The 14,511-nt window shown below is 72.2% G+C and carries 10 protein-coding genes; 8 read left to right on the top strand and 2 right to left on the bottom strand.

Annotated features, from left to right (window positions below):
• Positions 1–22: 22 nt before the first annotated feature.
• Positions 23–2,146 carry a choline BCCT transporter BetT gene (gene betT / locus ACFW01_RS22590; RefSeq protein WP_384505991.1) on the bottom strand — a complete coding sequence of 708 codons (2,124 nt, stop codon included), beginning with the start codon at positions 2,144–2,146 and terminating at the stop codon, positions 23–25.
• Positions 2,147–2,358: 212 nt separating this feature from the next.
• Here betT and ACFW01_RS22585 point away from each other — a divergent pair, with 212 nt between their 5' ends.
• The 8 genes from ACFW01_RS22585 (at position 2,359) to ACFW01_RS22550 (ending at position 13,729) form a co-directional block, all read left to right on the top strand.
• Positions 2,359–3,951, top strand: coding sequence for an ABC transporter substrate-binding protein (locus ACFW01_RS22585; protein ID WP_384505988.1), 1,593 nt, complete (start codon positions 2,359–2,361; stop codon positions 3,949–3,951).
• Positions 3,952–3,983: 32 nt separating this feature from the next.
• On the top strand, positions 3,984–4,952 hold the full coding sequence (locus tag ACFW01_RS22580) for an ABC transporter permease (protein ID WP_384505985.1): 969 nt from the start codon (positions 3,984–3,986) through the stop codon (positions 4,950–4,952).
• Complete coding sequence (locus ACFW01_RS22575) at positions 4,942–5,859, top strand: ABC transporter permease (RefSeq protein ID WP_384505982.1); 918 nt, start codon at positions 4,942–4,944, stop codon at positions 5,857–5,859. Before ACFW01_RS22580 ends, ACFW01_RS22575 begins: the two co-directional genes overlap by 11 nt.
• Positions 5,856–6,842, top strand: a complete 987-nt coding sequence (locus ACFW01_RS22570; RefSeq protein ID WP_384505980.1) for an ABC transporter ATP-binding protein — start codon at positions 5,856–5,858, stop codon at positions 6,840–6,842. The genes ACFW01_RS22575 and ACFW01_RS22570 overlap by 4 nt, the downstream gene beginning before the upstream one ends.
• On the top strand, positions 6,835–7,494 hold the full coding sequence (locus ACFW01_RS22565) for an ABC transporter ATP-binding protein (protein WP_384505977.1): 660 nt from the start codon (positions 6,835–6,837) through the stop codon (positions 7,492–7,494). Before ACFW01_RS22570 ends, ACFW01_RS22565 begins: the two co-directional genes overlap by 8 nt.
• 186 nt (positions 7,495–7,680) lie before the next feature.
• The gene (locus tag ACFW01_RS22560; RefSeq protein ID WP_384505975.1) at positions 7,681–11,595 is read left to right on the top strand and encodes a glycoside hydrolase family 2 TIM barrel-domain containing protein; all 3,915 of its coding nucleotides are present in this window, start codon (positions 7,681–7,683) and stop codon (positions 11,593–11,595) included.
• A 131-nt stretch (positions 11,596–11,726) separates the two neighbouring features.
• Complete coding sequence (locus ACFW01_RS22555) at positions 11,727–13,211, top strand: AlkA N-terminal domain-containing protein (RefSeq protein WP_384505972.1); 1,485 nt, start codon at positions 11,727–11,729, stop codon at positions 13,209–13,211.
• 23 nt (positions 13,212–13,234) lie between these two features.
• On the top strand, positions 13,235–13,729 hold the full coding sequence (locus ACFW01_RS22550) for a methylated-DNA--[protein]-cysteine S-methyltransferase (protein WP_384505969.1): 495 nt from the start codon (positions 13,235–13,237) through the stop codon (positions 13,727–13,729).
• 19 nt (positions 13,730–13,748) lie between these two features.
• Here the strand turns inward: ACFW01_RS22550 and ACFW01_RS22545 are convergent, their stop codons facing one another.
• Positions 13,749–14,474, bottom strand: a complete 726-nt coding sequence (locus ACFW01_RS22545; protein WP_234956724.1) for a Sir2 family NAD-dependent protein deacetylase — start codon at positions 14,472–14,474, stop codon at positions 13,749–13,751.
• Between the last annotated feature and the right edge of the window lie 37 nt (positions 14,475–14,511).

The raw sequence follows: 14,511 nt of genomic DNA, 5'->3' as shown, positions 1-14,511 counted from the left end.
TCCGGGCGGCTACGCGGGGCGGCTACTCGGGCGAGTTCGCTTCCGGAGAGTCCGGGCGGTGGCTGGGCAGGGCGGACCGGTCGGTGGCCTCGCGGTGCAGGCGCAGGAATTCCAGATGCCGCTCGTACTGGTCGAGGCTGTCGCCGATGAGCTGTTCCTGGGTGTAGCCCATCACGTCGTAGCCCTGGTTGCCCTCGGCGAGCCGGACCTCGAAGCGCACGTAGGTGTCGTGGGTGGTGACCGACCGGGTGGCGAAGCCGGGGGTCGGCTTCTCGACGGGCCAGACCTCGTACCTGAACGCGTCGCTCGGGCCGATCGGCACCTGGAGGCCGACGTGCGGAAGTCCGTTCTCCTCGCTGACCCCTTCCAGGAGTTCGGCCTCCGCTCCCTGTTCCCGCAGAGCCTGGCCGACCTCCTGGAAGGCCGGGCGGCACACGTCGTCGACGAACCTGACGGCGGCCCGCCTGCCCGGGAAGGCCATCGCACGCGTCAGCCGCTGCCGCCAGTTCCGTGCCGCGGTGGGGCCCTGCTGCGTCGTCCGTCCCGACAGCGACGCCGGCAGCGTGGTGGCCAGCGCCTCCTCCCGCATGTACTCGGTGCGCAGCGCCAGATAGAGCCCCACCATGATCAGGAACATCACGAAGGAGAACGGCAGACCCATGATGATGGTGGCGTCGGTGAGTGCCTGCACGCCGCCCACGATGAGCATGGCGAGGGTGAGCAGACCCGTCGTCAGCGCCCAGAAGATGCGCAGCCACGGGGCCGCGTCGGTCACCGGAGTCGGCAGGTGGGAGCTGAGGTTGCCCATCACCAGGGCCCCGGAGTCGGCGGAGGTGACGTACAGCAGCAGTCCGACGAAGGTGGCGAGTCCCGCGCTGAACAACGCGCCCGGATACTGCTCGAGCAGGCCGTAGAAGCCCTGCTCGGGGGTGTTCATCGCGGTCTGGCCGAACTCGGTGTTGCCGTCGCGGACCAGGAACAGCGCGCTGTTGCCGAAGACGGCCAGGAAGAGACCGGTGAAGACGAAGGGGATGATCAGCGTCGCGGCGACGAACTGACGCAGGGTGCGGCCGCGGGAGATGCGGGCCAGGAAGAGTCCGACGAAGGGCGCCCAGGCGATCCACCAGGCCCAGAAGAAGAGCGTCCACGCGTCCAGCCACTCGGTGGGCTGGTCGTAGGCGAAGGTGTTCAGGGTCATCGAGGGAAAGCGGCTGACGTAGTCCCCGACGTTCTGCACGAGGGAGTTGAGCAGCCGGAAGGGCTCACCCACCACGAGGATGAAGAGCATCAGCAGGACGGCGAGCAGGACGTTGAGCTGCGACAGCCGACGGATGCCCTTGTCCACACCTGCCACCGCGGACACCGTCGCCATCACCACCGCCACGGCGATCAGGCCGATCTGGGCGGGGAGACCCTCCGGCACGTCGAAGAGCACCTTCAGCCCGTAGTTGAGCTGCACCACACCGATGCCGAGCGACACGGAGATGCCGAACACGGTGCCGATGATGGCCGCCAGATCGACGGTGTCCCCGATCCGGCCGTGGATCCGGCGTCCGATGACCGGGTAGAGCGCTGACCGGATGGCGAGGGGCAGCCGGTACCGGAAGGCGAAGAAGCCGAGCGCCATGCCCATCAGCGCGTACATGGCCCAGCCGGTGATGCCGTAGTGGAACAGCGTCCAGACCACGGCCTGCCGGGCGGCCTCCACCGTCTCCGGGTCGCCCTCCGGCGGCGCGAGGTAGTGGCTGACCGGACCGGAGACGGAGAAGAACATCAGGTCGATGCCGATGCCCGCCGCGAACAGCATCGCCGCCCAGGCGAACAGCCCGTAGTCGGGCTTGTAGTGCTTGGGCCCCAGCTTGATCGTGCCGTACTTGGACACGCCGACGAAGACGACGAATCCGAGGTAGACGGTCGCGGCGAGGAAGTAGTACCAGCCGAACCAGGACGAGATCTTGTCGACAGCCACTCCGATGGCGGATTCGGCACCGGACGGCGTGGCGATCGCCCAGATCGAGATCGCCAGGATCAGCACCGCCGACCCGAAGAAGACCGTGCGTTTGAGCGCACTCGGGCCCGCCGGTCCGGTATCCGTCGACGGCCCTTCCGGTTCTGCTCCGGTGCTTCCCTCTGCTGCGGTCGACACGGCCGTTTCCTCCTGGTTGGCGCCCGTCGCACGGTCAATCGGGCGATATGGCAGTTTCCTGCCGATCGCATGCGCCGTCCAGTACTGGTCCCACGTGTCGCTCCCGGTCCCTGCGGAGGCAGTCGCCGGGCGAGGCGCCTCTCACCTGGCTTGACGCCTTAATTGCAACTGATGTGCAATAACCCCGCATCGCCAACCAGTGTGGGGGAGACATGACAACCCGTCGGATACGAAGTGCCGCCGTCGCGGCGGCGGTCGCCGTCGGCGTCACCGCCTGCTCCGCGCCCGGCGGTGGCGGAACGGACGACGACGCCGGCGCGGCCGCGTCCGTGGTGATCGGGGTGGGCTCCGAACCGGACACCCTCAGCCCGCTGCTCGGCTACGGCAAGGACGGCAACTCCAAGATCTTCGACGGGCTGCTCGCCCGCGACACCGGCCTGAAGCTGAAGCCGGCCCTCGCGGCCGCCCTGCCGAAGATCGCCGACGGCGGCCTGACCTACACGTACACCCTCCGCAAGGGCGTGAAGTTCAGCGACGGCGAACCGCTCACGGCCCAGGACGTGGTCTACACGTACCGCACCGTCCTCGACGAGAAGACGAACTACACCGCCCGTAGCGAACTCGACGCCGTCAAGGACGTCCGCGCGACCGGTGACGACACCGTCGTCTTCACGCTCAAGTACCCCTACGCCGCCTTCGCCGCCCGCACGGTGCTGCCCGTCGTCCCCGAACACCTGGCGGGCGGGCAGGACCCCAACACCGGTGACTTCAACACCAAGCCCGTCGGTACCGGGCCGTACGTGCTCACCAACTGGAGCAAGGGCGAGAAGCTCGCCTTCAAGGCCAACCCGCACTACTGGGGCGACAAGCCCACCGTGAAGTCGTTCACCATGGCGGTCGTCGCCGACGACAACGTGCGCGCCACCCGGCTGCGCTCCGGCGACCTCGACGGCGCCGTCCTGCCGCCCAACCTCGCCGCCACCTTCAAGAACGACGAGGGCAAGCGCACCTACGAGGCCCGGTCCTACGACTTCCGGGCCGTCACCCTGCCCACCTCCGGCAAGGTCACCGGCGACCGCGCGATCCGGCGGGCCCTGGACGCCGCCGTGGACCGCCGGGCGATGGTCGACAAGATCCTCGACGGCGCGGGCCGGCCGGCGTACGGGCCGCTGCCCGTCGACGACCCCTGGTACGAGCGCGCCATCGAGCGCCCGCGCGACCTCGCCAAGGCCGAGCGCCTCCTGGACGAGGCCGGCTGGAAGGCCGGTTCCGGCGGCATCCGCGCCAAGGACGGACAGCGCGCCTCGTTCACCCTTTACTACCCCTCGGGCGACAAGGTCCGTCAGGACCACGCGCTCGCCTACGCCTCCGACGCCAAGAAGGCCGGCATCGAGGTGAAGGTGGAGGGCGCCACCTGGGAGGTCATCGAGCCGCGCATGGGACGCGACGCCGTCCTCGCCGGCTTCGGCAGCGTCGGCGACCCCGACTTCGGCCTCTACACCCTGCTGCACTCCTCGCTGGCCGGCGACGGCTTCAACAACATGGCCCACTACGACGATCCGGCCGTGGACCAGGCCCTCGATGCCGGCCGCCGCACCCAGGACCCGAAGACGCGCGCCGCCGCCTACGGCAAGCTCCAGAAGGCGCTCGTGGAGAACCCGGGCTACACCTTCCTCACCCACATCGACCACCTCTACGTCCTCGCCGACCGCTGGGACGGGCTGACCACCCAGCTGGAGCCGCACGAGCACGGCTTCGCCAGCGGGCCCTGGTGGAACATCGAGGACTGGCAGCCCAAGAAGTGACCCGGTCTCCCCGGCGCGTGCCCTGGGAAGCGATGGCACGGCTGGCGGGGCGGCGGGCGCTGTTCGCCGTCCCCGTCGTCCTCGTCGTCACCTTCGGTGTGTTCGCGATCGCCGCCGCCTCCCCCTTCGACCCCGTCAAGGCGTACGCCGGCACCGCCGCGCTCGGCGCCGACCAGGAGACCCTGGACCGGCTGCGGGAGAACCTCGGCGTCGACCAGTCGTTCGTCGTCCGCTGGTGGAACTGGCTGACCTCCGCGCTCACCGGCGACCTCGGCCACTCCGGGGTGATGCGCCAGCCGGTGACGCAGGTCATCGGCGAACGCCTCGTCTGGTCCGTCCTGCTGTGCGCCGTCGCCTTCGCCGCCGCCGTCCTGGCCGGCACGGTCCTCGGCGTGCTGGCCGCCCGCCGCCCCGGTTCGATGCTCGACCGGGCGGTCACCTCACTCGCGTACACCCTGGAGGCGGCACCGGTCTTCTGGATCGCGCTGCTCGCCGTGTGGCTGTTCGCCCTCCAGTGGGACGTCCTGCCGGCCGGCGGCCTGACCGACACCGCGAGCGAGCGGGTCACCCCCGGCCAGGTCGCGAGCCACGTCGCGCTGCCCGCGGGCGTGCTCGCCGTCTCCCAACTGCCGTGGTTCACGCTGTACGTGCGCCAAGGCGTCGGCGACGCCCTCGCCGAGGACCCGGTGCGCGGCGCGCGCGCCCGCGGCCTGGGGGAGCGCACCGTCCTGCTCGGGCACGCCCTGCGCTCGGGACTGCTGCCGGTGCTCACCCTGATCGGCTCGCGCGTTCCCGAACTCATCACCGGCGCCCTGCTGGTGGAGAGCGTCTTCAGCTGGCCGGGGATCGCCGCGGCCACCGTCGAGGCGGCCACCGCCGTCGACTTCCCGCTGCTGGCGGCCTTGACCACCCTCGCCACCGCCGCCGTACTCGCCGGCAACCTGCTCGCCGACCTGCTCTACGGACTGTTCGACCCGAGGGTGAAGCTCAGTGACATGTGACCCCGCCGCGCCGCCACCCACCGCGCCCGCGCCCACCCCGGCCCCCGACCCCGCCTGGCGCTCCCAGGGCACCGCCCGCCGCTCCACCCGCACCCTGCGCCTGCGCACCTCCGCCGCGCTGCTCGCCCTGACCGTCCTCGCCGTGCTGCTCGTGCCGCCGCTGGTCCAGCTCGACCAGCAGGCCGTCGACCTCGCGGCGAAGCTGCGGCCACCGAGCCCGGAGCACCCCTTCGGCACCGACGACGTCGGCCGGGACCTGCTGCTGCGCTGCGTGTACGGACTGCGCGTCTCCCTGCTGGTCGGGGTGGCGGCCGCGCTGACGGCGACGGTCGTCGGCACCGCCGTGGGCGCCACCGCCGGGGCGCTGGGCGGCTGGGTCGACCGGGGCGTGATGCGGGTCGTCGACACCATCTCCTCCGTGCCCCACCTGCTGCTGGGCATCTTCATCGTCGCGATGTTCCGGCCGGGCGTCTGGCCGGTGGTGGCCTCCGTGGCGCTCACCCACTGGCTGTCCACGGCGCGCATCGTCCGCGCCGAGGTGCTGTCCCTGCGCTCGCGCCCCTACGTCGACGCGGCCGTCTCCGGCGGCGCCTCCCGGTGGCGGGTGACCGTACGGCATCTGCTGCCGGGCGTGCTGCCCCAGGCCGCGCTCGCCGCCGTGCTGATGGTGCCGCACGCCATGTGGCACGAGTCGGCGCTGTCCTTCCTCGGGCTCGGGCTGCCCACGCACACCGCAAGCCTCGGCAACCTGATCCAGGAGGCGCGGGGTTCGCTGCTCGCCGGACAGTGGTGGCCGACCCTCTTCCCGGGACTGTTCATCATCGTCCCCACCCTCGCCGTCGCCGGACTCGCGGGCGCCTGGCGGGAGCGGATCAACCCCCGCCGCCGATCGGAGCTGATGCTGTGACCGGGCGAGCCCCCGTGCTGTCGGTACGCGGTCTGTCGGTGCGCTTCCTGATGCCCGGCGGGCGCCGCGTCGCCGCCGTGACCGACGCCCACTTCGACGTGGCGGCCGGCGAGTGCCTGGCCCTGATCGGCGAGAGCGGCTGCGGCAAGTCGGTCCTCGCCTCCGCCCTCCTTGGCCTGCTGCCCGGCAACGCGCAGACCGCGGGCGCAGCTCTGCTCGGCGACCTGGACCTGCTCGCCACCGACGAGCGCACCTTCGCCCGTACCGTGCGGGGCCGGCTGGTCGGCCTCGTCCCGCAGAGCCCGGCTGCCCACCTCACCCCCGTGCGCACCATCCGCTCCCAACTGGAGGAGACGGTCGCCGAACTGACCGGCACCCGTGGCCGCGCGGCCCTGCGCAAGGCCGCCGAGGCCGCCGCCGGACGCGCCGCGTTCCCCGTGGACCACCTCGACCACCACCCGCACGCACTCTCCGGCGGCCTCGCCCAGCGCGCCGCCACCGCCCTCGCCCTGGTCGGCGACGCCCCGCTGCTGCTGGCCGACGAGCCCACCACCGGACTCGACCGGGACCTGGTCGACCGCACCGTCGACGAGCTGAGACGACATGTCGACAACAAGGCGGACGGCGAGGGCCGTGCCCTGCTGATGATCACCCACGACCTGGCCGCCGCCGAGCGCGTCGCCGACCGGATCGCCGTGATGTACGCGGGCCGGATCGTCGAACTCGCCGACGCCGCCGCATTCTTCGGCGCCCCCGGCCCCCGCCACCCCTACAGCCGGGGGCTGCTCGACGCGCTGCCCGACCACGCCTTCACCCCGATCCCCGGCCTGCCGCCCGAGCTGGGCGCCCTCCCGGACGGCTGCGCCTTCGCCGCCCGCTGCGGCCGGGCGACCGACGCCTGCGCCGTCCTGCCGCCGCTCACCGGCACGGTCGCCTGTCACCACCCCCACGCCGCGCTCCCGGAGGCCGCCGACCGTGCTTGAACTGCGCACCGTGACCGCCGGATACGCCCGCAAGGCGCCCGTCTTCCGGGACGTCACCCTCTCCGTCGCGCCGGGGGAGGCCGTCGGACTGCTCGGCCCCAGCGGCTGCGGCAAGTCCACCCTCGCCAGGGTCGCCGCCCTGCTGCACCAGCCCGAGGCCGGCACCCTGGTCGTCGACGGCACACCCGTACGGCGCTGGCGCCACCGCGCCCCGCGCGAGCGCCGCACCGCCTTCGGTGTCGTCTTCCAGCAGGCCCGGCTCTCCGCGGACCCCCGGCTCACCCTCGCCGACCTGATCGCCGAACCGCTGCGCGCCACCGGCCGGCGCGCGGACGCCGCCGTCAGGGTCGCCGAACTGGCCGCCATCGTCGGACTGACCACCGACCTGCTGACCAGGCGCCCGCACGAGGTCAGCGACGGCCAGTTGCAGCGCGCCTGCCTGGCCCGCGCCCTGGTGCTGCGCCCGCGCTGGCTGGTGTGCGACGAGATGACGGCGATGCTCGACGCCTCGACCACGGCCGCCCTGGTGCGGGTCGTGGAGGACTACCGGGCCGCCACCGGCGCCGGACTGCTGGCCGTCGGCCACGACCGCGTCCTCCTGGACCGCTGGTGCGACCGCACCGTCGAGTGGGACACCCTCACGCGGCCCTGAGTTCCGGCCTCTCGCTCAGGAACCAACAGAGTCCGACGGGATAATTGATTCGGTTGTGTTCGGGTCCTAGGGTGACCTTGACTCAGTAGTCGCCGCGTCACCGGCAGTTGTGAACAAGCCCAGTGTCAACTGCCTCCACAGCACCGTGTGTTGAGCCGCCCCCGAAACCCACGGAAGGCCACGGTCATGCCGCACTCGCCCGTGTCACCCACCGGATCCCCGGCCCGCCTGCCCCGCCCCGTCGTCAGCCGCCGCCGTCTCATGGAGGGCGGTGCCGCCGTCCTCGGCGCCCTCGCCCTGTCCGCGTCGCCCGCCGGAGCGCACGCGGCCGGGCGGCGGCCGCAGCCCGCCGCGCCCCCGGAGTGGAACGACTTCGGCGTCTTCCGGCTCGGGACCGAGCCCCCGCACACCACGCTCATGCCGTACCAGGACGTCGAGCAGGCGCTCGCCGCCGACCGCACCCGCTCGCCGTACCGGCTCAGCCTGGACGGCACCTGGAAGTTCGCCTACGCCGACCGCCCCGAGGACCGGGACGCCGACTTCCACCGCACCGACACCGACGACGGCGACTGGGAGACGATCCCCGTCCCCTCCGTCTGGCAGCTGCACGGCCACGACTTCCCGATCTACCTCAACATCACCTACCCGTACTGGGGCCCCAACGGCCTCGGCGAGGACCCGCAGCCGCCCACCGCGCCGACCCGCTACAACCCGGTCGGCCAGTACCGGCGCACCTTCACCGTCCCCCGCGACTGGACGGGCCGTCGCACCTTCCTCCACTTCGAGGGCGTCAAGTCCGCCCACTACGTGTGGATCAACGGCGAACTGGTCGGCTACGACGAGGACTCCTACACCCCCTCCGAGTACGACATCACCGACCACCTGAAGCCCGGCACCAACCAGATCGCGGTGGAGGTCTACCGCTACGCCGACGGCGACTGGCTGGAGGACCAGGACATGATCCGGCTGAGCGGCATCTTCCGCTCGGTCTACCTCTACTCCACCCCGGCCGTGCACCTGCGCGACTTCAAGCTCGACACCCCGCTGAACGACACGTACACCGCCGCCGAGCTGGCCGTCACCGCGAGCGTGCGGGCGTACGGCGAAGGCGGCACCGGCCGCTGCACCGTCGAGACCCAGCTCTACGACGCGCGCGGCCACGCCGTCTGGTCCCGGCCCCTCCAGCAGTCCGCCGACCTCGGCACGGCCGGCCCCGGCGAGGACGTCACCGTACGGGCCGCCAAGGCGGTGCCCGAGCCCCGGCTCTGGTCGGCCGAGCACCCGTACCTCTACACGGCCGTCCTGCGCCTGCGGGACCCGGCGGGCAAGGTCATCGAGACCCTGTCCCACCGGGTGGGCCTGCGCGAGTTCGCGCTCAAGGACGGGCTGATGCGGATCAACGGCCGGCCCGTCTCCTTCCGCGGCACCAACCGGCACGAGATGCACCCGTCCCGCGGCACGGCGCTCACCCGCGAGGACATGGTCGAGGACGCGAAGATCATCAAGCGGATGAACATGAACTCCGTCCGCACCTCGCACTACCCCGACAACCCGTACTGGCTGGAACTGGCCGACGAGTACGGCCTCTACCTCGTCGACGAGACCAATCTGGAGACCCACGGCATCCGCGACGAGTACCCCGGCGACCACCCCGACTGGACCGAGGCGTGCGTCGCCCGCGCCCAGAACATGGTCCACCGCGACAAGAACCACGCCTCCGTCGTCATCTGGTCGCTCGGCAACGAGGCGGGCGGCGGCAGCACCTTCAACGCCATGCACGACTGGATCCGCTCCTACGACCCCACCCGCGTCATCCAGTACGAGGGCGACGACCGCCCCGGCATCAGCGACATCCGCTCGGAGATGTACGACACCCCGCAGCGCGTCGAGCAGCGCGCCCGGGACACCTCCGACACCCGGCCGTACGTCATGATCGAGTACGCCCACGCGATGGGGAACTCCAACGGCAACCTCAAGAAGTACTGGGACGTCGTACGCGCCCACGACGTGTTGCAGGGCGGCTGGATCTGGGACTTCGTCGACCAGTCCCTGTACACCCCGGTCCCCGCCCGCACCCTGCTCACCGAGTCCGGACCCGCCGCACTGCGCGGCGAGATCCTGGCCACCCGCGGCGGGCTCGACCGGGACGAGGGCCTGTCCGGCATCACGGTCTTCGAACGCGACGACAGCCTCGACCTCCGCGACTCATTGACCCTGGAGGCCTGGATCACCCCACACGTGACCGGCTACCACCAGCCGATCGTCGCCAAGGGCGACACCCAGTACGCGCTCAAGCAGAACGACCGGAAGCTGGAGTTCTTCATCCACTCCGAAGGCCAGTGGATCACCGCGAACTGGGACGTGCCCGACGACTGGACCGGCCGGGAGCACCACCTCGCGGGTGTCTTCGACGCGGACGCCGGAACGCTGACCCTCTACGTGGACGGCGTGGTACGGGCCACCCGCACCACCGACCGGCGCCCCAGCGGCAACACCGCGCCCCTCGCCCTCGCCACCGACGCCGACGCTCAGACCCGCGAGTTCAGCGGCAGGATCCGCCGCGCCCGCGTCTACGCCCGGGCGCTCTCCGCCGGCGAACTCGCCCGGGACGACCGCGGTCCCAAGGACGACGGCGTGCGGTTCTGGTTCGACGCCGCCACGGTGCGGACCGAGCGGAAGCGGCCCCGGGAGAAGACGTTCCTCGCGTACGGCGGCGACTGGGGCGACAACCCCAACGACGGCGCCTTCGTGGCCGACGGCATCGTCACCGCCGACCGCGGCCACACCGGCAAGGCCGCCGAGGTCAAGCGCGTCTACCAGGCGATCCACGTCACCCGCCGGCCCGGCGGCGACCCCGGCGCGGTGACCCTCACCAACGAGTACCTCTTCACCGGCCTGCGTGACTTCGACGGCCGGTGGCAGCTCGTCGCCGACGGCCAGGTGGTGCGGCGCGGGAAGCTGACCCGGGACCAGCTCGACGTGGCGCCCGGGGCCGCCAAGGACATCACCCTCCCCGTCCGCCTCCCGGACGACGCGGACGACGGCACCGAGTACTTCCTGGAGCTGTCCTTCACCACCAAGGACGCTACGCCGTGGGCGGAGGCGGGCTTCGAGGTGGCCCGCCTGCAGCTCCCCGTCGGCCCCGAAGCCCCCACGGCGGCCCCCGTACCGCTCGTGAGCGTCCCGGCCCTGCGCCACGACGACCGCGACAAGGAGGTGCGGGTCCGCGGCAAGGACTTCTCCGTCACCGTCGACAAGCGCACCGGCACCATCACCTCCTACGAGGCCAAGGGCACCCCGCTCATCACCTCGGGACCCGCGCCCAACTTCTGGCGGGCGCCCACCGACAACGACAAGGGCAACGGCCAGCACACCCGCAACCAGACCTGGCGCGACGCCGGCTCCCGCCGCACGGTCACGGACGTGGCCGTGCGCCCCCTCGGCGACCGCGCCGTCGAGATCAAGGTCAGCGGCACGCTGCCCACCACGGTGGAGTCGACGTACAGCACCACCTACACGGTGTTCGGCAACGGCGAGATCAAGGTCGACAACACCCTGCACCCGGGCGCCGCGACCCTGCCCTACATCCCCGAGATCGGCACCCTGCTCTTCCTTCCCGGCCGCCTGGACCGCCTGCACTACTACGGGCGCGGCCCCGAGGAGAACCACTGGGACCGCAACACCGGCACCGACGTCGGCCTCTACTCCGGCACCGTCGCCGAGCAGTGGACCCCTTACATCCGCCCGCAGGAGAACGGCAACAAGACCGACGTCCGCTGGATCGCCCTCACCGACCGCCAAGGGGTGGGCCTGCTCGCGTCCGGCGAACCGCTGCTGGAGGCCAACGCCTCGTACTTCACGCCGGAGGACCTGTCGACGGGAGTCCGGCACGACTACCAGCTGACGCCGCGGGACGAGGTGGTCCTGCGCCTCAACCACCGTCAGATGGGCGTCGGCGGTGACAACAGCTGGGGCGCGCACACGCACGACGAGTTCAAGCTCTTCGCCGACCGGGACTACGCCTACACCTACCGGCTGCGCCCGCTGACGGACGTGAAGAAGGCGACGGCGGCCTCGCGGCGGCCCACGGCCACCGAGTAACCGGGGACGGAGCGGGAGCCCGGGCAACCCGGGCTCCCGCTCCCCAAGGTGATCCGGGCAGGCCCAGGAAGCGCGAGGTCCATGTCGGATTCTCGCCAGCACCTGCCCGGCCGGTGGACCATCCTGGACCCATGCAGACGGGAATGCACACCGACACCGAGCGCTGCGTGCGCGCCGTCCGGTCCAAGGACGCGCGGTTCGACGGCTGGTTCTTCACAGCCGTCCTGACCACCCGCATCTACTGCCGGCCCAGCTGCCCGGTGGTGCCGCCCAAGCCTCAGAACATGATCTTCTATCCGAGCGCGGCGGCCTGCCAGCAGGCCGGATTCCGGGCGTGCAAACGCTGCCGCCCGGACACCAGCCCCGGCTCCCCGGAGTGGAACCAGCGGGCCGACCTCACCGCCCGCGCCATGCGGCTGATCGCCGACGGCGTCGTGGACCGCGAGGGCGTGCCCGGCCTCGCCGCGCGCCTCGGCTACAGCACCCGGCAGGTCGAACGCCAGCTCCTCGCCGAGCTGGGCGCCGGACCGCTCGCGCTCGCCCGCGCGCAGCGAGCCCAGACCGCCCGGGTGCTGATCGAGACCACCCCGCTGCTCATGGCGGACGTCGCCTTCGCGGCCGGCTTCGCCTCCGTGCGCACCTTCAACGACACCGTCCGCGAGGTCTACGCGCTCTCCCCGAGCGAACTGCGCACCCGCGCCCCGAAGGACCGCGTCGCCGGCACCACCCCCGGCACCCTCTCCCTCCGCCTCCCCTTCCGCACCCCCCTCAACCCCGACAACCTCTTCGGTCACCTCGCCGCCACCGCCGTACCCGGGGTGGAGGAGTGGCAGGACGGCGCCTACCGCCGCACCCTGCGCCTCCCGTACGGTCACGGCATCGTGGCCCTCACCCCCGGCCCCGACCACATCGCCTGCCGCCTCACCCTCAGCGACCCGCGCGACCTGACCGTCGCCATCAGCCGCTGCCGCCGGCTGCTCGACCTGGACGCGGACCCGACGGCGATCGACGGCCAGCTGCGCGCCGACCCGCTGCTCGCGCCGCTCGTCGACAAGGCGCCCGGACGGCGCGTGCCGCGCACGGTGGACGAGGCGGAGTTCGCGGTCCGGGCGGTACTCGGCCAGCAGGTCTCCACCGCCGCCGCCCGCACCCACGCCGCCCGCCTGGTCACGGCGCACGGCGAGCCGGTCGACGACCCGGAGGGCGGCCTGACCCACCTCTTCCCGTCCACGGCCGCACTGGCGGCGGTGGACCCGCGGACCTTGGCGATGCCGGGCACCCGCCGCACGACCTTCACCACCCTGGTCGCCCACCTGGCCGACGGCTCGGTCAACCTGGGCGTCGAGTGCGACTGGTCCGAGACCCGCGCCCGGCTCCTGGCGCTGCCCGGCTTCGGCCCCTGGACCGCCGACGTCATCGCCATGCGCGCCCTCGGCGACCCCGACGCCTTCCTCCCCACCGACCTCGGCATCCGCCGCGCCGCGGGGGAACTGGGCCTGCCCTCCACCCCGGCGGCGCTCACCGCCCGCGCGGCGGCCTGGCGGCCCTGGCGGGCGTACGCCGTCCAGTACCTGTGGGCGACGGACAGCCACCCGATCAACTTCCTGCCCGTGTAGGACGACCCGTGGGAACCGGACCCGTGAAACAGCACACCGTGATCGACAGCCCGTACGGCCCCCTCACCCTCGTCGCCGAGGACGGCGTCCTGTGCGGCCTCTACATGACCGACCAGCGGCACCGCCCGCCGGAGGAGACCTTCGGAACGCCCGACGACGCCCCGTTCGCGCGGGCGGTGGAGGAACTGACCGCGTACTTCGACGGCAGACTGACCGACTTCACCCTCGACCTGCGTCTGAACGGCACCCCGTTCCAGCGCACGGTATGGGACCGACTCCGTTCCATCCCGTACGGCGAGACCCGCACCTACGGCGAACTCGCCGACGCCCTCGGCAACCCGGCCGCCTCCCGGGCCGTGGGCCTCGCCAACGGCCGCAACCCGATCGGCATCATCGTCCCCTGCCACCGCGTCATCGGCGCGAGCGGCAGCCTCACCGGCTACGGCGGCGGCCTGGAACGCAAGCGCCGGCTCCTGGACTTCGAACGGGGCACGGCGGGACCGGCGCCGTTGTTCTAGGGCGCCGCTGTTCCAGGCCCTAACCCAGCCCGCGCAGCAGCTCGGGCAGGGCCGTGCCGATCGGTTCCCGGACCACCTCGTCGGCCAGGTCGTCGTACGGCGTCGGTTCCGCGTTGACGACGACCAGCCGGGCGCCGTGGTCGGCGGCCACGCCGGCCAGCCCGGCGGCGGGCTGAACCTGGAGGCTGGTGCCGACGGCGACGAACACCTGGCAGGCCTTGCTGATGGCGAGCGCCTCACCCATCACCACCGGGTCGAGGCGCTCGCCGAACATCACGGTCGCCGACTTCAGGATCCCGCCGCACTCCAGGCACGGCGGGTCGTCCTCACCGGCGTCGACCCGGGCGAGCGCGTCCGTCATCGGCCCGCGGACCCGGCAGCCGGTGCACACGTAGCTCAGCGCGGTGCCGTGCAGTTCGAGGACCTTGCGGGCGGAGAGCCCGGCGAGCTGGTGCAGCCCGTCCACGTTCTGCGTGATCACGCGGACCGGGACCCCCGAACGCTCCAGCTCGGCCACCGCCCGGTGCGCCGCGTTCGGCTCGGCCCCCAGTGTCCGGTTCGCCCGCCGCATCAGCCAGGAGCGGCGGCGGATCTCCGGATCGCCCATGTAGTACTCGTACGTGACGAGCTTCTCGGCCTCCGGGTCGCGCCGCCACAGCCCGTTCGGGCCGCGGTAGTCCGGGATGCCGGAGTCGGTCGAGATCCCGGCCCCGCTGAGGATGGCCACGAGCGGCTTGCTGGTCATGCGGCCGAGGGTAGGGCGGCCGCGCTCCGCCAGGCGA

Origin of the sequence: Streptomyces sp. NPDC058985 (assembly GCF_042740985.1) — a bacterium.
Taxonomy (GTDB): Bacteria; Actinomycetota; Actinomycetes; order Streptomycetales; family Streptomycetaceae; genus Streptomyces.
The sequence above is the reverse complement of the archived record's forward strand: the minus strand, read 5'-3'. Positions and strand labels throughout refer to the sequence as shown.